The following is a 24,882-nucleotide window of genomic DNA, read 5'->3' on the forward strand; positions in this document are numbered from 1 at the left end:
TTAAAAAGGGGTTTTAATATTGAGTTGTTTGCAAAAGTTGGCTATGGTTGTGTTAGTGTCAGAAATCTCTTTTTCTAAACCTTGTAATTGGTTAGAAATTACATCTAAATCAATCTGTTCTTCTTCTTCAAATGTATCTACATAACGCGGTATATTGAGGTTATAGTCATTTTCCATTATTTCATCAATATTGGCTACATAACTAAACTTATCAACGGCTTTACGTTTTCTAAAGGTTTTTACAATTTTATGTATATGCTCTTCTTTGAGTTTGTTTTTATTACCGTCTTTTTCAAATTCCTTAGAAGCATCAATAAATAAAATATTATTGTCATTAATTCGGCACTTACTTAATACCAATATTGAAGTTGGTATGCCTGTACCAAAAAAGATATTAGGTGGCAGCCCTATAACTGCGTCAAGATAGTTTAAATCGTTAATTAAATACTTACGTATAACACCTTCAGCTGCCCCTCTAAATAATACACCATGAGGCAATACAATTGCCATTGTGCCATTATCGGCTAATTGGTACACCATGTGCTGCAAGAAAGCAAAATCGGCTTTACTGGTTGGTGCTAGACGTCCGTATTGACTAAAGCGTTCATCGTTTTCATTTAAAGGGTTGTTTTTGCCTTCCCATTTAGCCGAAAATGGCGGATTGGCTACTATGGCTTCAAATCGTTTATCTAAATGTTGAGGTGCTTTAAGGGTGTCTTCTTGCCTTAAATCAAAACGACGGTAATGAACATCGTGCAAAATCATGTTCATACGAGCTAAATTGTAAGTAGTACGATTGAGTTCTTGTCCAAAAAAATCATCAACCTCAACTTCTCTTGCTACGCGCAGCAGTAAAGAACCACTACCACAAGTAGGGTCATATACATTTTTTAAACGCTTTTTACCTGTAGTAACAATTTGTGCTAATATTTTAGATACTTGTTGTGGTGTATAAAACTCACCTGCTTTTTTCCCTGCGCCACTTGCAAATTGCGAAATAAGGTATTCGTATGCATCGCCTAATACATCAGCATCTGTATCTTCTAAAGCAAAGTCTATTTTATCTAAATGCGATAAAACTTTAGCAATTAGGCTGTTTCTTGCCTCTGTGCTTCTGCCCAACTTGGTACTGTTGAGGTCTAAATCTTCAAAAAGTTGATTAAAGTCGTCCTCACTTTCAGTACCCATTGTGCTTTGTTCAATACCATTTAAGATACTCTCTAAATCAGCTAAAATAAAATTACTTTCTGTTTCAGTATTGGCATTACCTTTTTTTGCTAAAGAGCTAAATAATTCATCAGGCTTTAAGAAGTAACCAAGCTTTATTAAAGATTCTTCTCGTATTGCGTTTAAATCATCTGTATCTGTAACCTTTAGATAATCCTTTATTGTTTCAGTTTCTAAAAGCGTATTAGCATATAAGTATTGTTTTTCTGAAAGGTATTTGTAGAATATAAAACCAAGTATGTAATCTCTAAACTCGTCTGCATCCATCTTACCGCGTAGTTCGTTGGCAATATTCCACAGTTGTTGCTCCAAGAGCTTTTTTTGTTCTTCGGACATTTAGTCGATTTTAATTTTAATAATAGGGAGAATTATGTACTCAAATATAAAATAATCTTAAATCAATTGAGTACTATTTTCTTTAGAATTAATATAAATCGTTGAATTAATATAAAAGGACTCTCTCTCGGATAATAGATTATTACTGGTCTGCGAATTAATCCTTTCGTAATAATTGATTTAGAATTATTACCTATATGTATATAATTACTACATATTTAATGCGTTTTCTCCACAATCCCTACTAAATCACACACTAAATAGCATTATTCTCGACAAAGGAAGGAGATTAATACAAATCAGTATAATGCGACTGTTCTAGCCTTAGACACATATAAAAACCTGAAAAGTATTGACAATAGATTTAAAAACGGAAGGGTGGGTACTTTTTAAAAGGGGCTTTCCCCTAATTAAAGACATAGATCAATTAACCTGTCTAAGCTTGGGTATTCAGATGAATAATAAATAGACCTTAATGTTCAATTTCTAGCACTAATTGACCTTGTTGATTCCAAAATTTCTCAACTCCTGTTTGATAATCATCTTCATATCTTCTTTCGGTTCTTATTTGTCCATTTTTATAGTACTCCTTAATTACACCTTGATTGGATTCAACTTCTACCTCAGCGCTATTATTTTCATCCACTTCAACAGTTTCTTTCTCAGTATATTTGTTCATAACATCTTCATACTTAATATTCCCATTCTCATAATATTCTATGTGAATTCTGGATTCATCAGAATCTGTAGCCATAGAGCTTAATTTACCATCTTCATCATATTCCTTTAAACTAACAATATCACCTACCTCATTATAGTCTATTTCTTGAAGAATTGTACCGTTAGGATAATAATACATCCATTTACCAACTTTTTCTTTATAACCACTTTCATATACTACTTTTTTACCTATACAATATTTAGCTCCATTATTATAGACTTCTTCAATGTCTTCCTCACTTATTATTTTATCAGTTTGATTGCATGAAACTATTAGTAAGGCTGTAAAAATTAGTAGTAGCGTTTTCATAATGTTTTGATTTATTTCAAATATAAAAAAACATACCGAACGGTACTCGGATATAAATAAAAATAAAATGACTTTACGGTACTTATGAAAAGTACAGTTGATAAGTCTGTTTTATTAGAATTGGCGCAGCGTGTTAAAGCTTTAAGAAAGGAAAGAAAGCTAACACAAGCTATGTGTCTTAATGATACAGGTATTAACTTTGGAAGGATAGAGAGAGGGAAGCGTGATATATCTTACAGTACACTCATTAAAATTTGTGAGTACTTCGAGATTGAACCTAGTGAGTTTTTTGAATAATTAATTACATAGCGCTCCTGTTTTTTCAACTTTGAAGGCTGGTACTAATCCAACCTGTTCTAAAAACATATCCTCGATTATTCCTCGCGCTTTATTTAGATGAACTGACTTTATTATTACAGAATCATGTATAGTTAAGGGAATGATTCCGTTTTCAACCAATCTCTTAGAGATACAATCAATGAAAATATAACTTTCAATGGTCTGTAAATAAATAGATAAGTTTCTGTGATTTTTATTTTTTAGGATCTTTACTATTTCATAGATAAATGGATAAGCACTTGAAAATATTTTCTTTTCTTTTTCGTAAGGAATGATTTTTTCGTGATTTCTGTATATTTTATTTTGAGAGAATAAGACTTTAAAAATAACATCCTTGATTTCAGTTCTACTGGCAGTTTTATTATTTAATTCAACAAATTCATCATAGAGGTTGCCTTTTAAAGCAGCACTTAGGTACAAGTTTAAATTCACCATATTTTCTTTTTTATTGTTTTGGTGAAGTTTTGATATTTCTTTAAGAGCCATCACCCCAAAGGTTTTAACTAAATTCTTTCTTTCAAAATGTGGACATAAGGTATTTAAGTTAGGAGTAAATAAGTTGAATAATAATATACCTAATAATGTGGGTTGAGAATTTCTTAAATCTAAACTAACATAATCCCCTATAATAAATTGCTTTAACTCACTTTTGAAATTAGTTAGGTTAGTATCTAATCGATAATTGGTTTTATTTCTCTTGAAATACCTAAACCTCTTATCTTGAAGTTGATTTACGGAAAGTAAGTGGCTTAATTTTGATGATTCAGATGAATTGTTTTGTATCCAGTTATAAGCTCCGTCATAGTCAAAATTTAGCTGCATGAATTCTTTCTTCATTAACTTTAAGTGATATGGCAAACGATTATAATGAGATTTTGAGTTTCGTATATTTTTAATGATTTTTTTTCCAAGCTTTGAATCAGCTGCTATTTCTAATGGATTAATGTCATTAAGGAAATTAGGATTTAACTTATACCATAGCGATTTAGTATTTGACAAATAAGTTCCATCACTAATAATAAATTCACCATTTTTTAATATTTTAATATATCTATCTATATTAGAGACTGTTATAGTTTTCAGAGAAATTTTATCCAATGCAACAAATTCACTCTTACTACGGATGATTTTTCGCGAAATAATATGGTGAATAACATAATAGAAGTATTCTTTTTGAACGCTAAATTTTGGAGGATTCAGAGATAAGTACAAATCTAATTTTTGTTCAAAACCTTCAGGTAAATAAAGAATAATAGGCTTATTAGGCTTCATAACTTAAAAAACAATAGAAGTTAGTTTTATTTGTTATGATGTTTTTCTTTTGATATAATTTTCAGCATTAATCATTAGCTCAGAAGTAGTTTTTCTTCTACCTGATTTCAGCCATTCATCAATTTCAGCCTTCAAAAACAATAGTTTTTTGCCATTTTTATGGTAAGGGATTGTTTGGTTATGTACATAACCATAAAATGTAGATTTACTTCTTTTTTCAGGATCGTAATTGATAAGTTGGTTGAGGTCTAGCCATTGATCTGAATGAATTACGGCATTACTATTATTAGATCCGTGTTTAATATCTAATAGGAGATTTTCTATGTTTTCAAGACGAGCATTTAAAGGTGTAAAAGGATTTTCCATTTTGTATAGTATTTAAATTTTACCATACAAATATTTGCCTTTTGTTAAATAGGTAACTGGTTACAATTGGTTACAAATTTTCAGATTCTGCTTTAAACAAGTTTTTTAAAGCCTTCAATTCATCTTTTGCTCTGCTATTAAATTCTTTAGGCAGTAATTTTATAACCGACTCTAATAATGCAATTTTATTCAGGAATTTTTTTCTTGTTACAGGACTTGATGGACTCCCTTTGCGATTAATAGGGTCACAAAAATGTGTATATTTTTGATAAAGTTTTTCTCCTGAATTATATCTATAACGATTGGCTATCGCATCACCATTATGCCTCGTAATCTGGACACCAGAATAATAGCACTTTAAAGCAATTTGACTCATTGTTAATTTTTGACTATCGGTTGTTTTTACTGAATAGTAAACCCTTTTTTCTTCAACCCATAGTTTTAAAGCTTCAATTTTTCTCTTTAAGTAGTAAAAGAAGTATCTATGTGTGGTTGTTTTCCATTCGTACAGACTGTCGGTTTTTAATAGGTTATTGATAGAATCATTTATCGATGCTAATTCAATTTCGTATTGAATTATTTTTGGTTCAAGATATTGTAGGATTAATGATTTTTCACTTTGGTCTGACACATAATGACAAACTTCTAAGTTTTCTAAAATAACTTCGACACCTTCACCATCTATAGTTCCATTTTTGGAACTAAAACTATGATGAAGTATTTGATCCATATTGAACGCTTCAAGAAAATCATATTTATGAAGGAAAGACATAGATTAAAAATTCATTATTTGGTTTGCGAACTCTTTTTTTGTTTCATCTTCAAAACCATCAAAATAGGCTTGTGTGGTTTTAATGTCTTTATGCCCTAGACTTTCTTGCATAAACTCCATAGAAGCTCCTTTTCTTATCGATGATGTGGCAAAACTGTGTCTTGCGTAATAAGTTGAAATCTCATTTGGCAATCCTATAGATTCACATAGTTTTTTTAGATGTTGATTAATATATCTAGTAAAATTTTTGATTTTATTTCTTTGTTCTTCAGGTGTCATTGCTTCTGACAAAATATTAAACACGTAATTATTTGGATGTTTATTAGTATTGCCATACTCCTTAATAAATGATTTCATATAATCATTTAAGTATATTGTAATTAATTTCAAATCAGTTTTTGAAGTGAATTGAGTTTTAGCACGATAAAATTTTATAGTATCATTATCAATGTTTTTGAATTTTAAAAGAGCAATGTCTTTAATGTTCATTCCATTAGAGTTGAAAGAGAAAAACCAAAAAGCTTTTGCTCTTTGTTGTTCTTTTGTTTTTGGAGTTGAATTAAATAACACACTTAACTGTTCTTTTGAAAGAGTTTTTTTGACACTTCTTGAAGCAGGTATTTGATACTTTCTTTTACCAAATGGGTATAATTCCTTTTCTATTTCATTTTCTTCGATAGCTTTATTAAAAATAGCTCTTAATGGTCTTAAATAAATTCCAACAGTAGTATTACTTCTGTTTGTGTGTAATAGATACTTTTCAAAATCATTTAACCAGAATTTGTCAATATCATAAAAGGATAGTTTAGAGTAATTTTTCTTTTGACTGTTCTCTACAAACTCCTGAATAGCTTTTTCACTGTATTTATATGAATCTGCTGTTCCTAATCTATCATTCTTTTTGTATTCTTTAATCAGTTCAGTATAATGATAGCTAACTTTGATTCCTTCACCTTTTTTTCTGTATAGTTTTCGTTCAAAATGTTCAAAAGAAAAAGGGTTAAGTTCTTTTGCAACATCATCAGCCCTGTTTTCGACGGACTGAATTTTTAATCTTACTCTTTTGTTTTCGTTTCTAGGCTTAGTAGATAGCCATATACTTTCAAACTCTTTCTCTGTGAGATCAAAGATGGTTGGATATAGTTTTTGCTTTCGTGAAATAGAAGCAAACACTCTTAATTTAACAGGAAACTTACCGTTTGCTTTCGCTCTTCTTTTATCGAGGTAAATTGAAATAGCATAATCTTTCTTCATAATCAATTAAGTGTTGCATATAATTTGCATACAAAAATACAAAATTTGCATACACTAAAGCAAAACAAAACAAAAACACTTATATTTGAATCTACTATAAATAGTAGGATTAATATAAAATAGCAAATAAATAGTAAGATAAATATTTTGACTGGCAGTCAAGAGGTCGTCGGTTCGAGCCCGATCTTCTCCACTAATAAGAAGTTTGTGATTAGCTTTACAACCAATTCTAACTCTGGAGAAAGCTCATCAGCGTCCCAAGGGTGTTTTGTGTTAAAAACATGATCTGCTCCTTCAATAATTGCTAATTTACTTTTAGGATTCCATTGGTGTAGTTCTTTAGCTTCCTTAATATTAATAGACGTATCGTTATTTCCATGAATAATTAACTGTGGAATGCTTATGCTTTTTGCTGCTTTTTCAATATTAAGGCGATTTTTATTGGCTATAAAATCTTCATAGAACTGATAGTAATGTGGCATTTGTTGTTTTGTGCGACCATTTAAAACATATTTAACACCTTTTTCTTTCCACTCTTTTAAATTACCAATAGTTGCTGTACGTTTTTCGAAATCACTTACACTTGCCAAAGTAATGAGCTTAGTAATTCGTTTATCTTGAGATGCTTTTAGTATGCAAATACCTCCGCCACGACTGTGCCCAATTAGATAAATATTTTTTGCGTTGACAAACAGATTATTTAGAAAATAGTTTTGAGACCAATCAATAACATCATCTAAATCGTCTAGCTCTTTTGTGTAATTGTTGTGTCCAAAGGCTTCCAAGTCTGTAAAATCAATGGGATTCTCCATAGTTCCACCATTATGAGAAAAATTAAATTTAATAAAACAACATCCTACTTTGGTAATTTGTTTTGCCATTAAGTTCCATGCTCCCCAATCTTTAAAACCTTTATATCCATGACAAAAAATAACGATAGGTTGGTCTTTTTTGTCCAGAGAGTAAAAAGCATCAATTAAGATGGGTTTTTTATGGTTTCGTTTAAGAATTAAGTTGCTAATAGTTTTCATTAATCTATTTCTTTCTCTGTAAAAGGAATGTTAGGGTTATAGATTTCAAGAATTAATCTTTTAAGTTCAGTTTCAAAACATTCTAAAGTTTCAGCGGTTATAAAGGTGTCTTTTTTTCTGCTATTAGCAGCATCTTTTTTACCAAATTTAAGGAAGCCTGCGTTTAGGTTTTTAAACGAAATAATGCCAGCTTCAATATTCCCATTAAAAGGATTTTTGATGTTCATCATATAAGCATACATAAGTATTTGAAAGCTTTTGCTGTATTTTTTATAATCTGTAGAAATATCTTCCCAATTTACCACCTCAACATCTCCTTGACCTACTTTTCCTGTTTTATAGTCTATAACTCGAAGTGTTCCATTATACTCATCTACGCGATCTACTTTTCCTTTTAATATCATAGGAAACCCCAGCTCTTTAATGGTAATTTCAACATTTAAATCTGCTTCAATTTCAATTATTTTTATCTCATTACCTTGTTCTAAATCTCTTATTTCGTTGTTTAAAAAGTTTAGTACATAGCGTTTAGCAATTTCATAAATAATGAGGTTTTTACCTCTTGTTATGTCTCCTTCTTTATAAATATCTTTAAAATGATGAGATACCCTAGCATCAACTTTTGGTTTCATTTTTTTCACCAAATCAGAATTAAGTACAACCCCTTGATATGGTCTATAGAGATCTTCTAAAGTATTGTGAACAATGGTTCCAAGGGTATTTGCGGCAACAGTTTCTTCAACGTCATTAAATTCTTCTATTCCTAATATTTTTTTATAATAAAAATCTAATGGATTTCTAATGTAGTTAGTTAGTGATGATGGAGACAACCCTTTTTTTGAGAGTGATTTTAAAGTAGAAATAACATTGTCTGTTTTTGGAATAGACTTTAGCGTATTTGTTATTTTGGGGGTTATAGGAGTTACAATTTTATGTTGAATAGTATGAATATTTTCAATTTCTAACTGTGTAATAAATCTACTTTTTTCACCACCATTAATAACATCTGGCTCCGTATTATAAATAATAAAAACATGTTTTGCTCGCTGAATTAGTCTATAAAAATGATAGGTATATACGGCATCTTTTTCTTTATAAGTTGGCAATAGATTTTCTAATTTTACATCATAAGGAATAAAAGAATTATTGCTTTTTCCTGAAGGTAAAACACCCTCGTTAACAGAGGTAATGATAACAGTTTCAAAATCCAATACTCTAGATTCTAACATTCCCATTATTTGTAAACCTTTTAAAGGTTCACCTTGAAAATCTAAGTTTTCGTTCGCCAATAATTCATTATAAATACTATACAATGAATTTATAGTAGTTATATGATTGTATTTTGAATTAAGGTCACTTAGAGAATTAAAAATTTCATTAAATCTATAAAGGTATTCTAAGGCGAGTACACTTTGATCTTTGTTTTTATCTAACCCTTCTTTTATTCTAAGTATAAGCGTTAAACTGTTTTGGATCGCCAAAGTTGCTTTGTTATTCCAATTTTCGAATAACAAATTTAATAGTACTTCACATTTTGGGGCAAGCTTAAAAAGGTCTTTAATGGTTAGGAACACTAAATTGTTATTATAGATACTATCTATAATAAATTGACCATAATCTTTATCTGTATTTATAAATAAGGGTCTAATAAATGGATGAGACATTACTGCAATAACATCTTTATAGTAATAGGAAGTGCCATTATCTTTATGCAACAAAAACAACTGATCAAACAATGAAGCTAATGGAATTGACTTTAATGGAAATCCCATAGTGATATTTAAAGCATCTATAGTACTTGGTAATGAGTTTAAAATTGGAAGTAATAGTGTTTCATCACCTAAAACCACAGCTGTGTTATTAAGATTTCCTTTTTCAGATTTCAATTTTGAGAGCAATTCCCCTACGTATTTTGCTTGTCCAACATTTTTAGGAATGCCTATTACTGAAACGTCTTTATTTTTACTATAGTGATTATGAGCCCACTTTATAGGTTGGTTTTTAAAATACGTCCAGTTTTTTTTATGTTGTCTAATAAAATAACCTGTATCATGGTTAGCATTACTTAAGAACACTTCATCGATATCCCAATAAATACTTGCCAAACCAGTTTGAAGAAGTTCTTGAATTATAACACTCTCAGAATTATTTAAAGCGTTAAACCCAAGAAAGATATGCTGTTTATGAGGGTTAAGCTGAATATAACTTTCTAAATTCTCAACTGCTTCTCTATAAATTAGACCTTGATATGCTTTCCCTTTTTTAATAAGCTCATCTGTAAGTGAAGTGTAATAAGTAAATAACTGCTTCCAAAAGACTAAATAGTTTTTTATTAAGGGTGTTTGATTTTTTTCTAAAGACCAATGGTTTATATCTTGAATGGCACTTAAGTAGTCAAATATAGACCTAGGATTAATTAAGTAACGATCTATTTCATTAAAATCCTGTAGGAGTATTTGTGCCCATTTAGAAAAACTCTCAAAAGCTTCTGTTTGTTCTTTTGGAGTTTGAGCTTTGTAAATATTGTAAAACTCAAAAAGAAGTTCAGTATTAGATGTTTTTTTAAGTTGAGCAAGTTCTTCAACAAATTCCTCAATACTGCTAATAGATGGCGCAAAAATTGTTTTAGAGGCACTAGAAGATATTTCATTACGTAAAAAAACACCTGCACGTTTACTTGGAAGTATAAAATTTACTTTAGATAAATTTACCTTTTTATTCTCTAGATCTTTTAGAACATCATTTATAAAACTTGGCATTGTATAAAAATAAAAAACGCTTCGAAATCTCGAAGCGTTTTTATATATAATTGAGAAATTATTTATTTAATTATTTACTAGTTTTACTTCAACACGTCTGTTTGCAGCTCTACCAGCTCTAGTTCGGTTACTATCGATAGGCATATCTGGCCCATATCCTTTTGCAGATAGTCTTGCAGCAGAGATACCGTTATTTACTAAATAATCCATAACAGCATTTGCTCTTTCTTCAGATAATCTTTGGTTTAAAGCTTTACCTCCAGTACTATCAGTATGTCCTTCAATAGTAAAGTTAGCTTTTGGATATTCTTTCAATATCGCAGAAATTGCTTGTAATGTTGGTTCAGTACCAGATTTGAATGAAGATTTACCAGAATTAAAGTTTATAGTTCTAGCATATTCAGTTAATTGATTTTGAACTTCAACAGTAGGAACTACTATCTCTGGACAACCATTATTAGCTACTGTACCAGCTTCATTAGGACATTGATCATCTCTATCTAACACACCATCACCATCAGTATCAGGCCAAGGGCAACCATTGTTTGCAGCTGGACCAGCTTCGTTAGGACAGTTATCACTAGCATCAGTTACACCATCACCATCAGCATCTGGGCAACCAGCTAAAGATTTTAAACCAGCTACATTAGGACAGTTATCATTATTATCTGAAACGCCATCACCATCGCTATCTGGACAACCATTAAACTCAGCTAAACCAGCTTCGTTAGGGCAAGTATCTTTTGAATCTTCAATACCATCACCATCGCTATCTGGACAACCATTGAAGGCTTCTAAACCAGGAACTTCAGGACATGCGTCGTTTTTGTCATAAACACCATCACCATCAGTATCTTTTCCTCCAAACTTAATTGAAAGACCTAATGAATGTTGGAAATGTTTAGCTAAATAGTCCTCAAAAGAGTGCTTGTAGCTAGACTGAATGGTTGCACCAATGTTCTCACTAAACCAATAATTGATCCCAAAAGAACCATTTGCTGTTCCAGCTCCAACATCATCAACCCATGTATAACCACCGCCAACGGCTAAATAAGGCTCAAGAGTGTTCCAGTTTAAAGCTTCACCTAGACTGTATTTTATAATACCATCTGTACCGTAATAACTTAAACCGTTCACATCTGCGTCACCAAAAGAATTAATTTTATTAACCGATCCAATAAAACCTAATGAGAATCCATCTCCTAAGTATTTTGAAATTGAAAGAGTTGATAATGACGGTAACATGTTGTAATGATTTGTGTCAAAGAATTTTTCAAATGTCCCACCAAGCGGAGCATTATCTCCCACTGGATAAAAATCAACGGCGTTAAACCCTACGCCTATTTGCCAGGGATTGTTGTCGTCTTGTGCGTTTACATTGCTAAAACCAATTACTAGCAACAAAGCGAACATTAATCTGCTAAGATTTTTCATATTCTATAATTTTAATTTTAAGTGTTAATTGTAAACAAAAGTAAGTTGTTAAAATTTATTAACAAAGACAAATATAGGAAAATATTGGCTTTTTCATATTAAAAAGCTAGTATCTATAAAGGTTCTAAACAATTTCAAGTGCTTTGCCCACCTTAATAAAGGCAGCAATTGCTTTGTCCAAATGTTCTTTTTCATGAGCTGCAGATAATTGTACTCTAATTCTTGCCTTTTCTCTTGGTACAACTGGAAAAAAGAAGCCAATTACATAAATACCTTCTTCAAGTAATTTGTTAGCCATTATTTGTGATAGTTTAGCGTCGTACAGCATTACTGGAACAATAGCAGAATCACCATCTACAATGTCGAAGCCAGCTTCTTTAATTCCTTTTTTAAAGTAATTGGTATTCCATTCTAGCTTATCTCTCAATGTTGTGTCGTTTGAAAGTAAGTCAAATACTTTTATTGATGCTCCTACTATTGCTGGGGCTAATGAGTTAGAAAAAAGATAAGGCCTAGAACGTTGACGCAACATATCAATGATTTCCTTTTTACCTGTTGTATAGCCGCCCATAGCACCTCCCATAGCTTTTCCTAAGGTTCCAGTAATAATATCTATGCGACCCATAACACCTTTTTCTTCTAAAGTACCTCTTCCCGTTTTTCCTATAAAGCCTGTTGCATGACATTCGTCTATCATAACCATGGCGTCGTATTTATCTGCTAGATTACAAATTTCATCCAAAGGCGCTACCAGACCGTCCATAGAAAACACACCATCTGTTACAATAATTTTAAAACGAGCTCCATTAGTATTTGCATCTTGAAGTTGCTTTTCAAGATCAGCCATATCATTGTTTTTATAGCGATATCTCGCTGCTTTACACAAACGAACACCATCAATAATAGAAGCGTGGTTTAAAGAATCAGAGATTATGGCATCATCAGCAGTTAAAAGAGGCTCAAAAACTCCGCCGTTAGCATCAAAAGCCGCAGCATAAAGTATAGTATCTTCAGTACCATAAAAATCAGCAATTTTTTGTTCCAATTCTTTGTGTATATCTTGTGTTCCGCAAATAAAACGTACAGACGACATTCCAAAACCATGAGTATCCATAGTATCTTTCGCAGCTTGAATAACTTCTGGGTGTGCGGACAATCCTAAATAGTTGTTGGCACAAAAATTTAAAACGGTTTCTCCTGTGTTTAATATGATTTCGGCGCCTTGAGCTGAGGTTATTATACGTTCTTCTTTGTAAAGGCCGTTATCTTTTATGTCTTGAATTTCTTTTAGTAAATGTTCTTTTATTTTTCCGTACATAATTTTATTTTTTTGCAAAGTTACACTTCTTTTATTTCTATAGAATCGTTCGTGTAAATTAGTATTCCCTTTTTTACGTTATATGACATATCTCTTAAAGCACTACTATACGTTTCTATTTGCTTTACATGGCTGTTATTAGGAGATCCTGTTTTGTAATCTACAATTGTAGCTTCGTTTTTAGTGTTTATTACGATTCTGTCAGGACGTAATATTTCTCCTTGTTTTGTAATAATATCTTTTTCGTTGTAAACAGTTAGATCTGGATTGAATAAATATGTTAGTAAAGGATGATTGACTATGTTTTCAATGACTGTTTTTAATTCTATTGCTTGAGAAGGGTTGATTATTGCTGCCGAAATAAAATTTTCTAAGGTAAAATCGATATCGTCTTTGGTTTTTATTTGGGACATAATATTATGGATTAGATTACCTCTTTCAATGGCATCTTTTTGACTAGTATCCCATAAGTATCCAGAGTTTGCAATAATATTAATACCATGATTTTTTTTAGGAACAGAAATGAATTGTGTTTGTTTTTGGGTTGTTGCAGTATCACTTTCTGGTTTAGATAATCTTTTCTGGTCACCAAAAGAATAACGTAGTTGGGTATCATTCCATTGACTATTATGCTTCAAATAATTTATGAATAAACCACTATAACTGTTTAAATTTTCATTACCATTTTTAAGGAGTTTTTTATCGCTTATGATATGTAGCTGCTCAATAGGTCTTGTTAGGGCAACGTAAAGAAGATTAATATTGTCCAATTCTAATTCTGATTGATGTTGTGCGTATAACATTTCTCCATCTTCGTTTACAGCTTCAATGTTTTTATTATAATTTAAATAAGCAGCTTTAAAATCTTGATATTTTTCAGGATTTAACGGAAACCAAATTTTAGGACTATTCTCTTTATAAATATCTAAATCGGCATAAGGAAAAATAACAACTGGAAACTCCAAACCTTTAGATTTATGAATGGTCATAATTTTAACAGCATTTTGTCCTTCTGGAGACACAATGGTTAAACTATCTTTTTTAGTTTCAAAACTAGTGATGAAATCTGCCAAATTAGAATTCTTTTTGTTTACATAATCCAAAGCGTAGTCTAAGAAAAATTGGACATAGGCATTAGATATATCTACAAGTTTAAATCCATAAATCACAGCCTCTATAACTTCATAAACTGAAGTTTGAAGTGCTTCTTTGTAGTTAAAATTAAACCCAAGAGCATTTAACTTTAAAAAGAAGTCATGGATGTTTAGTGCAATAAATTCTTTATAAAATGAATGTATGTCATCAACTTGAAGCTTATGAGTTGCAATATAACTAAGAACCTCTATTTTTAGCTGAAGATTATTTGGTTCTAGGATAAACTTTAAAAGGTTGACAATAAATGCTACTTCAGGAGAATTACCAACAAGCAATGTTTCCGAAGAAATAATATCTATGCCAAATTCCGACAAATAATTAGCAATAGCTACACCCTCCTTTTTCTTTCTTACAAGCACACAAATGTCTTTTAAGTCAAAGCCATTCTCTAAACAATTATTTATGGTTTTTAATACTTCTTTTGGATATTCGTTGTCTTTATCACCCTCTCTACTAAGTTCTAAAAAGTTAATATTCACATAGCCTTCATTGTTTTTAAACGTATCCTGATGGCTGTTTTGGTATAATTGGGCATAGCCATTATCACTAAAAACGAAAGATGATAAATGTTTAAAAAAAGCATTATTAAATGCTATTATTTGCTTATAACTTCTATAGTTAACAGGGAGTTTTTCTACTTTCGATTCAAGATGAAAAGGGTTGTTGCCATTATATAAACCAATAAACTGTTCTGCTTCTCCACCTCTCCACCTATAAATAGCTTGTTTTGCATCTCCAACCAGCATCACACTTCCATTTTCACCAGATAAAGAATTTTCAAGAAGCGGTACTAAATTTTGCCATTGCATTTTAGAAGTGTCTTGAAATTCATCAATAAAATAATGCTTAAATTTTTCGCCAATGCGTTCATATATAAATGGTGCAGGCTGCTCTTTGATGTGCTTACTAATGATTGAATTAAACTCCGATATCAGTAATATATTTTTGTCCTCCTTAATTTTAGCTACCTCTTTGTTTATTTCGTTAAGCACAGAAAGAGGTGTAATATTCTTATAAAAATTTTGGAGAAAAATATAATTAACAACACCTTGTTTAGTTTTTTGAAATCCTGAAATTAGCTCTGGTTGTATATTATTAATAATGCTTGAAATATCTTGTGTAACTCGACTAGGGTAAAGAGTCCCTCCTTCAATTAAATTTCTTTGCCAATTTAAATCGAAAGAGACATTATAATCTTTGTAGGTTAATTTAATGAAGTAATTTGGAAGAGAACTTCTACTAAAAGCGTTATACTCCAAACCAGCTTCATTTATAAGAGTTAAAACAGCTTTTGATTCTTCTTGTATTATTTTAGAAGTTCTTTTGAGTTCTTTTTTTATGAATTTTTTTAGCGATTTAAAATCTTTTAAGGTTTTGTCTTTTAGCAGCTCAACATAAGGCACATGATTTTCATTGACCAACAATTTCGCTATTGGATTAAAATCATAAGTTACATCCCAGCTTTTATCATCATCAGCTTTTTCAATGGCAAAGTCAATCAAGATTTTTGTAAGCTCTTTTTCTGTTCCTGCACGAGCAATTAAATTATCAACAGCTTTTGCTAAAAGGGTGTCTGTGTCTAGTTCAACTTCAAAATTTAAGGGAAGATGTAAATCGTAAGCAAATGTTCTAATAAGCCTTTGTGTGAACTTGTCTATGGTTGAAATGTCAAAAGCAGCATAGTTATGGATAATGTTTTCCAAAATATTTTGAGCTTTTTTAGTGAGCTCTTTTGCACTAATATTAAGGTCTATACAAATATCTGTAAACATACTATTGGGGTTTTCAATAACCGATTCCGAAGAAAATATTTTGAGCGTGTCAATAATTCGCTCTTTCATTTCTCCAACAGCTTTATTAGTAAATGTGATGGCGAGTATGTTTTTATAAGCATCTTTATAAGGCGATTTAAACAGTATTTTTAAATACTCTTTAACTAAAGTATAGGTCTTACCACTTCCAGCAGAAGCATTATATATATTAAATGAAGATGAGTTCAAGAAAAGAAAATTTTTATACCAAAATAAGGAAACTTAATAACTTAATTATATAAAACTTAAAGCTTTATTGTAAATTTGGTTTGAAAATAAATATTAATATAAAAACTTAAAATTATGGCTTTCGAATTACCGAAATTAAAATATGCTTACGATGCTTTAGAGCCTCATATTGATGCACGCACAATGGAAATACATCACTCAAAACACCACAATGGTTATACAACTAAATTAAATGCAGCCATTGCAGGAACAAACTTAGAGGGAAAATCTATTGAAGATATCTTAACTAATTTAGATATGAGCAATGGTGCAGTTAGAAATAATGGAGGAGGTTTTTACAACCACTCTTTATTTTGGGATGTAATGAATCCAGAAGGGAAAGGATATTTATCTGGAGAATTGAAAGATGCGATTGAAGCAGCCTATGGTTCCAAGGAAGCTTTTGTTGAAGCTTTCAGTAAAGCTGCTGCAACTCAATTTGGTTCAGGTTGGGCTTGGTTGTGTGTTCATAAAGGTGGAAAAGTTGAGGTATGCTCAACGCCTAATCAAGACAACCCATTAATGCCAGGAGTATCATGTGGTGGGACACCAATTTTAGGATTGGATGTTTGGGAACACGCATACTATTTAAATTATCAAAACCGAAGACCAGATTATATTGAAGCATTTTTTAATGTAATTAATTGGAATGAAGTAGAAAGACGTTATGCAGAAGCTAAATAACGTTTAGCTTATAAATATTTAGGAGGCAATCTATTTAGGTTGCCTTTTTTTATTTTTAAAAACTAGATTAGTATAAAAATAAAAAAGGTGAACGAGATGTTCACCTTTTTTGCCCCAAATCTACCATAAACTTAACCTACTTATGTTATGGTGATGTAAATATAAGGGCGTTTATTTCTAATAATTGAATTTATTAGACAAAATACTTATAAATTAGGCTAAAATGAGATTGACTGAAAGTAGCGTATATCAAGAGATAAGGAGGAATTTGCTTAAAAAAAGAGAGGTAAAAATTTTATTTTCAGTAAGTTAGGATTTAACTTACATGCATAAAAAAAGGTGAACGAGAGTTCACCTTTTTTTGCCCCAAATCTACCATGAACTTAACCTACTTATGTTATGGTGATACTAAAGTATACGTAATTTGGTGAAAGCCTATAAATATTAGACGAACTGCATTTTTTTTAGTTTAAAGACCTAATTTTATAGATTAAAAGACTAAAAACATATTTTTTCGCTAATATGCACGTTCCTTATTTCCTTCGTAAAAATTAATAAAAGCCCTGTTAACCACTCGATTACCTCCAATAGTTGGGTAATTACCGGTAAAATACCAATCTCCAAGGTTTTTTGGACACGCTTTATGCAAGTTTTCTACCGACTGAAAGATTATTTTAACCTCTGCATTTAAAGAGTCATCGCTTAAAAGCTCAGATATTTTGTCAGAAATTTGCTCATCGGTAAAAGGCGCATATATTTCTTTCACAAAATTTTCAACCTCTTTATCCTCTAAATCAACTTGAGCTTTACATTTATTATAAACTTTTTCAACAGTATCATACTTATTATTATCCTTTAGAAGAGATAAAGCTGCTCTAAAAGCTACTAAGCTTTCTAGGTTAGCCATATCTATTCCATAACAATCTGGATAACGTATTTGTGGAGCCGATGAAACAACTACTATTTTTTTGGGGTTTAATCGATCCATCATTTTTAAGATACTTTTCTTTAACGTAGTCCCTCTTACAATACTATCATCTATTATTACAAGATTGTCTTCGGGTTTTATTACACCATAAGTAATATCATAGACATGGGCTACAAGATCATCACGACTACTGTCTTCAGTAATAAAAGTTCTTAATTTCACATCCTTAATAGCTATTTTTTCAATTCTTGGATGTTCAGATAGGATATCAGTAACTTTTTTGGCCGACATTTTTCCACCACCACTTAATATGGCTTTGGTTTTTTTCTTATTTAAAAAGTTTTCGACAGTTTCAATCATTCCAAAAAATGATGTTTCAGCAGTATTCGGAATATATGAAAAGACAGAGTTTTTAATATCGTTGTTTATTGCTTCTAACACTTTAGGCATAATGAGTTTACCTAATAATTTACGCTCTTGGTAAATTTCGGAATCACTTCCTCTTGAGAAATAGATGCGTTCAAACGAACATGCTTTTCTTTCTAAAGGTTCTAATATTTGCTTAATAGCAACTTCTCCAGATTTTTTGGTAATGATAGCATGACCAGGATCTAGTTCTTTCACATCATTTAAATCAACATTAAAAACTGTTTGAATTACTGGACGCTCCGAAGCAACCACGACAACTTCATCATCTTTATAATAATATGCAGGACGAATACCAGCAGGGTCACGAAGTACAAACGAATCACCATGACCAATTAAACCAGCCATAGCATAACCACCATCCCAATTTTTTGCAGCTCTTTTTAAAATTTTAGCAATATTTAGTCGTTCAGCAATTAATGGAGAGCATTCGCTTTTGCTATACCCTTCTTTTTTTAAATTTTTATAAATTTTACTAACCGCATCATCCAGAAAATGTCCAACTTTTTCCATGATGGTTATGGTATCGGTATATTCTTTAGGGTGTTGACCTAAGTCTACTAAGTTTCCAAAAAGCTCTTTAACATTGGTCATGTTAAAGTTTCCTGCCATAATTAGGTTTCTATGCATCCAGTTATTTTGTCTTAAAAACGGATGCACACTTTCTACACTATTTTTCCCAAAAGTTCCGTATCTAACATGCCCTAACAATACTTCTCCAATGTAGGGAATATGTCGTTTTTGCAAATCAACATCATTTGCGTATTCTGGATTTTCAGTAATCTCTTTATTAATACGCTCATTAATCTGAGCAAAAATATCTTGAATAGGTTGCTGTTGTATAGAGCGCACTCTACTTATGTATCTTTCACCAGGTCTTGTATCTAGCTTTATACTAGCAAAACCCGCACCATCTTGTCCACGATTGTGCTGCTTTTCCATTAGCAGATACATTTTATTTACACCATAAAAGGCACTACCGTATTTTTCTTTATAATATTCTAAAGGTTTTAAAAGTCTAATATGGGCAATTCCACATTCATGTTTTAAAGCGTCACTCATTAGTTGTTGTTTATAAAAATAAAAACGCGCTCTATTTATGAGCGCGTTAGTTTATGTTAATTCTATTTCAAATTGTGTTAAGGCTTTAAATTGCTGAAGTCGTTTGTGGACTTCATCACTTTTTAGATTGACCATGCGTTCTGTGCCAAATTTTTCTACACAAAAAGAGGCCAATGTTGAACCGTAAATCACAGCATTTTTCATATTCTCAAAAGAAAGGTCTTCGGTTTTAGCTAAATAGCCTGCAAAACCACCAGCAAATGTATCTCCTGCTCCTGTTGGGTCAAACACTTCTTCTAGAGGAAGAGCTGGTGCATAAAACACATTATCATTATTAAATAATAATGCGCCATGTTCTCCTTTTTTAATTACTACATACTTTGGTCCCATATCATGAATTTTTCTAGCAGCAACTACTAAAGAGTATTCTCTAGTAAGTTGTCTAGCTTCCTCATCATTAATAGTAATAACATCAATTTTCTTGATGACTTTATGTAAATCTTCAAGCGCGTTATCCATCCAAAAATTCATAGTGTCTAATACTACCAATTTAGGTTTTTCATTCATTTGCTCCAAAACACTTAATTGTGTTAAAGGATGAAGATTTCCTAACATAACTACTTTTGCGTCTTTATAGTTTTCAGGTACAACAGGTTGAAAATCAGCTAATACATTTAATTCTGTAGCAAGTGTATCGCGAGAATTCATATCGTTGTGATATAAACCGCTCCAGAAAAAGGTTTTGCCTTCTTTTACTATTTCTATTCCAGAAATGTCAATATTTTTATTTTGAAGAAGATCTAAGTATTTTTTAGGAAAATCACCTCCAACTACTGATACAGCGGCTGAGTTTACATTAAATTGAGATGCCGCTAGCCCTATAAAAGTTGCTGCGCCACCAAGAATTTTATCAGTCTTTCCAAAAGGGGTTTCAATAGCATCAAAAGCTACAGTACCAACAATCACTAATTTGCCCATAAAGTGGTTTAAAAATCCAGTGCAAATATAATATGATTAATTATAAAACACTACAAAATTACGTACTGTATTATAAAAGAAATAGTTATACTTTTTTTTATATCTTAGCAAGGTCAATTGTTATTAATTTAAACATTCTTTTAGATGGAAATATCTAGAACTATGGCACTATTTATGTGCCTAAGTACCAACATTATGCTATGTCAGGTAGGTGTTGGTACAACCAATCCCACATCCGAATTAGAAATTCAAACTTCAAACACAGGAATTCCTGCGCTAGAAATAAATCCGCAAACAGCGCCAGTTGGAACAGCAGATGGTCAATTATCGGTCATTGGGGATAAATTGTATATGTACGATTTAACCAGAACAAAATGGTTAAGTATAGAGAATACAACTTTGCTTTATGGTAGAGGAGGGAGCAGGACGAATGAAGTACTGAGATTTATGGGGAATTTTGGTAATCAAAATACTGGCGCCCTCATTCCAATGAATGCAACCATTGTACACATATCAGCAAGAGCTCGTGGAGGAAACACTTCTAAGGATTTCTCCCTAGAAATTAGAGACTCTGTAGGTTTAGTTAGTTCTACATCTTATAATCTTGCTTCAAGGGAATATATGAACACAGCTTTAAATATTGATATAGATGCTGGAGAATACTTAATAGCAAGAATTGGAAGTGCTGGCGGAAATGTTACAGACCTTATATTGACTGTTTGGTTAAAATGGCGCCAATAATGTTATTTTCTACCAAAATCGGCAGGAATTTCCCCCCAAGCTTTGGTTTCCCATTTTACAATAGTTGTGTTGTAGCTGTTGGTTTTTAACCATTTTATGGCTCTATCGACCAGTTCAAAAATATCTTTATTTTTTTCTGAACGTTCTAGTTTTGTATTGCATTTTTTCTTTTTAACCCAACTTATTGCAGTTTTCGAATCTGTATAAATAATACGATTACTGTTTTTTTGTTTTAGAAAAGCCAAACCATGTACTATCGCTAAAAATTCACCAATATTATTAGTGCCTTCTTCGAAAGGGCCTTGAATAAATAATTGCTTTTTGGTTTTAGTATCTACGCCTCGATACTCCATTTTTCCTGGATTTCCGCTAGAAGCGGCATCAACAGCGATGGAATTGTAATTTGGCTGACCAATTTTTTTAAGTTGCTCTTCTGTGAGCTCTGAGGTGAATTTTTTAGCTTTACCAATATAGTCTTTGTAATTACCTTTTAATGCTTTTTTTGCCGCCTCAAAAGTTGCAAAAGATTTGTATTGTGCACTTTGATAATCTTTTATCTGTGCTTTACAATCATTCCAAGATTCAAAAACACCTGTGTGATGTCCTTTCCAAACAGTATAGTATTTTTTCTTTTTTTTAGCCATTTAAAAGTGAATTAACCACCTTCGGGAAATATTTCATCTCTAATTCATGAATTTTTGCAGCCACATCTTTAGCCGAATCCGTAGGTAAAACCTCGCATTTTGCTTGAAAAATTATAGCACCTTCATCATAATGTTCGTTTACATAGTGAATTGTGATACCAGTTTCTATTTCTTTATTAGCAACAATCGCTTCATGTACATGCATACCATACATGCCTTTTCCTCCATAATTTGGTAATAAGGCCGGATGCACATTAATGACTTTATTTGGAAATGTCTTTAAGATATTTTCTGGAAATTTCCATAAAAAACCTGCTAAAACTATAAGGTCTGGGTTCACGTTATTTAAAATATCCAACACGTGGGGTGTCTTGTAAAAAGCAGTTCGATTAAATGACAAGCAACTGATTTTTAAATTATTACACCTATCAATAACTTTGGCATGAGGATTGTTAGTTAGTACCTGAATAACAGAAGCATTTTCTCTGTTGTGAAAAAACTTTATTAAATTTTCAGCATTAGTTCCACTTCCGGAAGCAAAGATTACAATTCGTTTCATTTACAGACAATCAATGTTATATTATTCAAACAAAAAAAAGAATAATAATTAACAATTAGGGCAAAACAAAAATACTTCTGCCGATTTTAGTAAATTAAAAGCACATTTTATCGGTAAAAGTGATTTTTAAAATAAAGTTTTTTATTTTTGCCATCTAATTAAAACTTAAAATTTAAAGATTATGTCAGACATTGCATCAAGAGTAAAAGCGATTATCGTAGACAAATTAGGTGTTGATGAAAACGAAGTTGTAACTGAAGCTAGCTTCACAAACGATTTAGGAGCAGATTCATTAGACACTGTTGAATTAATTATGGAGTTCGAAAAAGAATTCGATATTCAAATTCCAGATGATCAAGCTGAAAACATTGCAACAGTAGGTCAAGCAGTATCATATATTGAAGCCGCAAAATAAGTAATAGTTATTTATGGAACTAAAGCGAGTTGTAGTTACTGGGTTAGGAGCACTTACACCTATAGGAAATACCAAAGATGAATATTGGGATGGACTAATTAATGGTAAGAGTGGTGCTGCGCCTATAACTTATTTTGACACCGAAAAGTTCAAAACTAAGTTCGCTTGTGAATTAAAAAACTTTAACGCTACAGATTTTCTTGATAGAAAAGAAGCTCGTAAAATGGATAGGTTTGCACAGTACGCTATGGTAGCTTCAGATGAGGCTATTTTAGATGCTAAGCTAAACTTAGATGAAATAAACAAACTACGAGTAGGTGTTATTTGGGGAGCCGGAATTGGAGGCTTGGAAACATTCCAGAACGAAGTTTTAAACTTTGCACAAGGAGATGGAACACCAAGATTCAATCCATTCTTTATCCCTAAAATGATTGCAGATATTGCACCAGGAAACATATCTATTAAACATGGATTTATGGGGCCTAACTATACAACGGTATCTGCATGTGCTTCCTCAGCAAACTCAATGATTGATGCTTTAAACTATATACGTTTAGGACATTGTGATGTTATTGTTACAGGAGGAAGTGAAGCAGCAGTAACCATTGCTGGAATGGGTGGTTTTAATGCTATGCATGCTTTATCAACAAGAAATGAAAGCCCAGAAACAGCTTCTAGACCATTTGATGCAACCAGAGACGGTTTTGTATTAGGCGAAGGAGCAGGAGCTATTATTCTTGAAGATTACGAACATGCTAAAGCAAGAGGTGCTAAGATTTATGCTGAGGTTGTTGGAGGCGGAATGTCTTCTGATGCTCATCATATGACAGCTCCTCACCCTGAAGGAATTGGTGTTATGGCTGTAATGAGAAATTGTTTAGAAAATGCTGGAATTTCTCCTTCTGAAGTTGATCATATAAATACTCATGGTACATCGACACCTCTAGGTGATGTGGCTGAGTTAAAAGCGATTAGTGAAGTGTTTGGAGAGCATACTAAAAACATTAGCATAAATTCTACTAAATCGATGACTGGTCATTTATTAGGTGCTGCTGGTGCTATTGAATCTATTGCATCAATTCTTGCAATAGAACATGGTATTGTACCACCAACAATAAATCATACTGTGGTTGATGAGACTATAGATTCTAACTTGAATTTAATTCTAAACAAAGCACAAAAAAGAGACGTTAAGGTTGCTATGAGTAATACATTTGGATTTGGCGGACACAACGCTTGTGTATTATTCAAGAAACTAGATTAAATCCCGAATGAAATTCATTCGTAACATATTGAAAAAAAATTCCCGTTCTGATGAAGGCGGGAATTTTTTTGCTCAATTACATCAAATTTTAGGGTTTCAGCCTAAAAGTATCGACTTCTATAAAAAAGCTTTTACCCATAGGTCAATGAATATTCGTGACGGGGAGGGAACTCCTATTAATTACGAACGATTAGAATTTGTTGGAGATGCTATGCTTAGTGCGGTAATTGCAACGCATTTATTTAAAGAAGTACCTCAAGGAGATGAAGGTTACTTAACAAAAATGCGTTCTAAAATTGTAAGTAGAGAGCACCTTAACGAATTAGGAAAAGAGTTAAACCTTATAGATTTAGTCGTAAGTAAAATACCAACCGATAATTTCGGAAATAATATTCACGGTAATTTATTTGAAGCTTTAGTAGGTGCTATATTTTTAGATAAAGGATATTCTGTCTGTGAAAAGTTTATTTATAAGCGCGTTATTATACCTCATGTAGATATAGAAACATTAGAAGGTAAAGTTATTAGCTACAAAAGCTTACTAATTGAGTGGTGCCAGAAAGAAAAGAAAAACTTCAATTACAATGTTTATGAGGATACAGGAAATGATCAATTAAAACACTTTTCTGTAAAATTATCTATAAATAACAAGGTCATTGCAAAGGCCAGAGCTACTTCAAAAAAGAAAGCAGAAGAGAAAGCATCAAAACGAGCATTCTTTGCATTTCAGGGAAAAATTTCTAGAGCTATTTAAATTAAAGTTGCTACTAAATCGTTTTCGTGCTATTTTATTATCAAGTAACAAAAAACATAAGTAATTGTAGTGTTAAAATACTATATTTACATTTC

Annotated in this window: 21 protein-coding genes; 6 read left to right on the forward strand and 15 right to left on the reverse strand. The window is 31.7% G+C overall.

Going from position 1 to position 24,882, the window contains the following annotated elements; genetic code table 11:
• Together ABGB03_RS14610 and ABGB03_RS14615 are read right to left on the reverse strand one after the other, a co-directional pair.
• Entirely contained in the window at positions 1 to 1,563 is a 1,563-nt protein-coding gene (locus ABGB03_RS14610; RefSeq protein WP_347923354.1) for a type I restriction-modification system subunit M, read from the reverse strand.
• Between the two features lie 472 nt (positions 1,564 to 2,035).
• Positions 2,036 to 2,593, reverse strand: coding sequence for a hypothetical protein (locus ABGB03_RS14615; RefSeq protein ID WP_347923356.1), 558 nt, complete (start codon positions 2,591 to 2,593; stop codon positions 2,036 to 2,038).
• Between the two features lie 84 nt (positions 2,594 to 2,677).
• Here ABGB03_RS14615 and ABGB03_RS14620 point away from each other — a divergent pair, with 84 nt between their 5' ends.
• The gene (locus ABGB03_RS14620) at positions 2,678 to 2,890 is read left to right on the forward strand and encodes a helix-turn-helix transcriptional regulator (RefSeq protein WP_347923358.1); all 213 of its coding nucleotides are present in this window, start codon (positions 2,678 to 2,680) and stop codon (positions 2,888 to 2,890) included.
• Here ABGB03_RS14620 and ABGB03_RS14625 read toward each other — a convergent pair whose 3' ends face one another.
• From ABGB03_RS14625 to ABGB03_RS14665, 9 genes are all read right to left on the reverse strand, one after another.
• Entirely contained in the window at positions 2,891 to 4,204 is a 1,314-nt protein-coding gene (locus ABGB03_RS14625; protein ID WP_347923360.1) for a hypothetical protein, read from the reverse strand.
• A gap of 33 nt (positions 4,205 to 4,237) precedes the next feature.
• Positions 4,238 to 4,570: a helix-turn-helix domain-containing protein gene (locus tag ABGB03_RS14630; protein WP_347923361.1), complete on the reverse strand. Its 333-nt coding sequence runs from the start codon at positions 4,568 to 4,570 to the stop codon at positions 4,238 to 4,240.
• A 70-nt stretch (positions 4,571 to 4,640) separates the two neighbouring features.
• Entirely contained in the window at positions 4,641 to 5,342 is a 702-nt protein-coding gene (locus ABGB03_RS14635) for a hypothetical protein (protein ID WP_347923363.1), read from the reverse strand.
• Positions 5,343 to 5,345: 3 nt separating this feature from the next.
• Positions 5,346 to 6,596, reverse strand: a complete 1,251-nt coding sequence (locus tag ABGB03_RS14640; protein WP_347923365.1) for a site-specific integrase — start codon at positions 6,594 to 6,596, stop codon at positions 5,346 to 5,348.
• Positions 6,597 to 6,754: 158 nt separating this feature from the next.
• The gene (locus tag ABGB03_RS14645; protein ID WP_347923367.1) at positions 6,755 to 7,627 is read right to left on the reverse strand and encodes an alpha/beta hydrolase; all 873 of its coding nucleotides are present in this window, start codon (positions 7,625 to 7,627) and stop codon (positions 6,755 to 6,757) included.
• Positions 7,627 to 10,386, reverse strand: a complete 2,760-nt coding sequence (locus tag ABGB03_RS14650) for a PD-(D/E)XK nuclease family protein (RefSeq protein ID WP_347923369.1) — start codon at positions 10,384 to 10,386, stop codon at positions 7,627 to 7,629. Before ABGB03_RS14650 ends, ABGB03_RS14645 begins: the two co-directional genes overlap by 1 nt.
• A gap of 66 nt (positions 10,387 to 10,452) precedes the next feature.
• Complete coding sequence (locus ABGB03_RS14655) at positions 10,453 to 11,820, reverse strand: OmpA family protein (RefSeq protein WP_347923371.1); 1,368 nt, start codon at positions 11,818 to 11,820, stop codon at positions 10,453 to 10,455.
• Positions 11,821 to 11,944: 124 nt separating this feature from the next.
• A complete protein-coding gene (gene kbl, locus ABGB03_RS14660) occupies positions 11,945 to 13,138 on the reverse strand; it encodes a glycine C-acetyltransferase (RefSeq protein WP_347923373.1) in 1,194 nt (397 codons plus the stop codon).
• 20 nt (positions 13,139 to 13,158) lie between these two features.
• Complete coding sequence (locus ABGB03_RS14665) at positions 13,159 to 16,293, reverse strand: UvrD-helicase domain-containing protein (RefSeq protein WP_347923374.1); 3,135 nt, start codon at positions 16,291 to 16,293, stop codon at positions 13,159 to 13,161.
• Positions 16,294 to 16,407: 114 nt separating this feature from the next.
• Between ABGB03_RS14665 and ABGB03_RS14670 the strand changes: the two genes are divergently transcribed.
• Positions 16,408 to 17,016: a superoxide dismutase gene (locus tag ABGB03_RS14670; protein ID WP_347923376.1), complete on the forward strand. Its 609-nt coding sequence runs from the start codon at positions 16,408 to 16,410 to the stop codon at positions 17,014 to 17,016.
• Positions 17,017 to 17,533: 517 nt separating this feature from the next.
• Here ABGB03_RS14670 and ABGB03_RS14675 read toward each other — a convergent pair.
• The gene (locus ABGB03_RS14675; protein WP_347923377.1) at positions 17,534 to 19,432 is read right to left on the reverse strand and encodes an amidophosphoribosyltransferase; all 1,899 of its coding nucleotides are present in this window, start codon (positions 19,430 to 19,432) and stop codon (positions 17,534 to 17,536) included.
• A 51-nt stretch (positions 19,433 to 19,483) separates the two neighbouring features.
• Complete coding sequence (locus tag ABGB03_RS14680) at positions 19,484 to 20,410, reverse strand: PfkB family carbohydrate kinase (RefSeq protein WP_347923378.1); 927 nt, start codon at positions 20,408 to 20,410, stop codon at positions 19,484 to 19,486.
• A 144-nt stretch (positions 20,411 to 20,554) separates the two neighbouring features.
• On the opposite strand from ABGB03_RS14680, the gene ABGB03_RS14685 reads away from it, so the two are divergent.
• A complete protein-coding gene (locus tag ABGB03_RS14685) occupies positions 20,555 to 21,151 on the forward strand; it encodes a hypothetical protein (RefSeq protein ID WP_347923380.1) in 597 nt (198 codons plus the stop codon).
• Positions 21,152 to 21,153: 2 nt separating this feature from the next.
• On the opposite strand, the gene ABGB03_RS14690 is transcribed toward ABGB03_RS14685, so the two are convergent.
• Complete coding sequence (locus tag ABGB03_RS14690; protein ID WP_347923382.1) at positions 21,154 to 21,795, reverse strand: ribonuclease H family protein; 642 nt, start codon at positions 21,793 to 21,795, stop codon at positions 21,154 to 21,156.
• On the reverse strand, positions 21,788 to 22,354 hold the full coding sequence (locus tag ABGB03_RS14695) for a phosphoribosylglycinamide formyltransferase (RefSeq protein WP_347923384.1): 567 nt from the start codon (positions 22,352 to 22,354) through the stop codon (positions 21,788 to 21,790). The genes ABGB03_RS14690 and ABGB03_RS14695 overlap by 8 nt, the downstream gene beginning before the upstream one ends.
• 181 nt (positions 22,355 to 22,535) lie before the next feature.
• Here ABGB03_RS14695 and ABGB03_RS14700 point away from each other — a divergent pair, with 181 nt between their 5' ends.
• Genes ABGB03_RS14700 through rnc form a run of 3 tightly spaced genes read left to right on the forward strand, consistent with a single transcriptional unit; the run spans position 22,536 to position 24,787 of the window.
• Positions 22,536 to 22,769, forward strand: coding sequence for an acyl carrier protein (locus tag ABGB03_RS14700; RefSeq protein WP_013869581.1), 234 nt, complete (start codon positions 22,536 to 22,538; stop codon positions 22,767 to 22,769).
• 13 nt (positions 22,770 to 22,782) lie between these two features.
• Entirely contained in the window at positions 22,783 to 24,033 is a 1,251-nt protein-coding gene (gene fabF / locus ABGB03_RS14705) for a beta-ketoacyl-ACP synthase II (protein WP_347923387.1), read from the forward strand.
• Between the two features lie 7 nt (positions 24,034 to 24,040).
• Positions 24,041 to 24,787 (forward strand): ribonuclease III, encoded by a 747-nt coding sequence (gene rnc, locus ABGB03_RS14710; protein ID WP_347923389.1) that lies wholly within the window; start codon positions 24,041 to 24,043, stop codon positions 24,785 to 24,787.
• The last annotated feature ends 95 nt before the right edge of the window (positions 24,788 to 24,882 follow it).

It is taken from the genome of Pontimicrobium sp. SW4 (genome assembly GCF_039954625.1).
Lineage (GTDB): Bacteria > Bacteroidota > Bacteroidia > Flavobacteriales > Flavobacteriaceae > Pontimicrobium.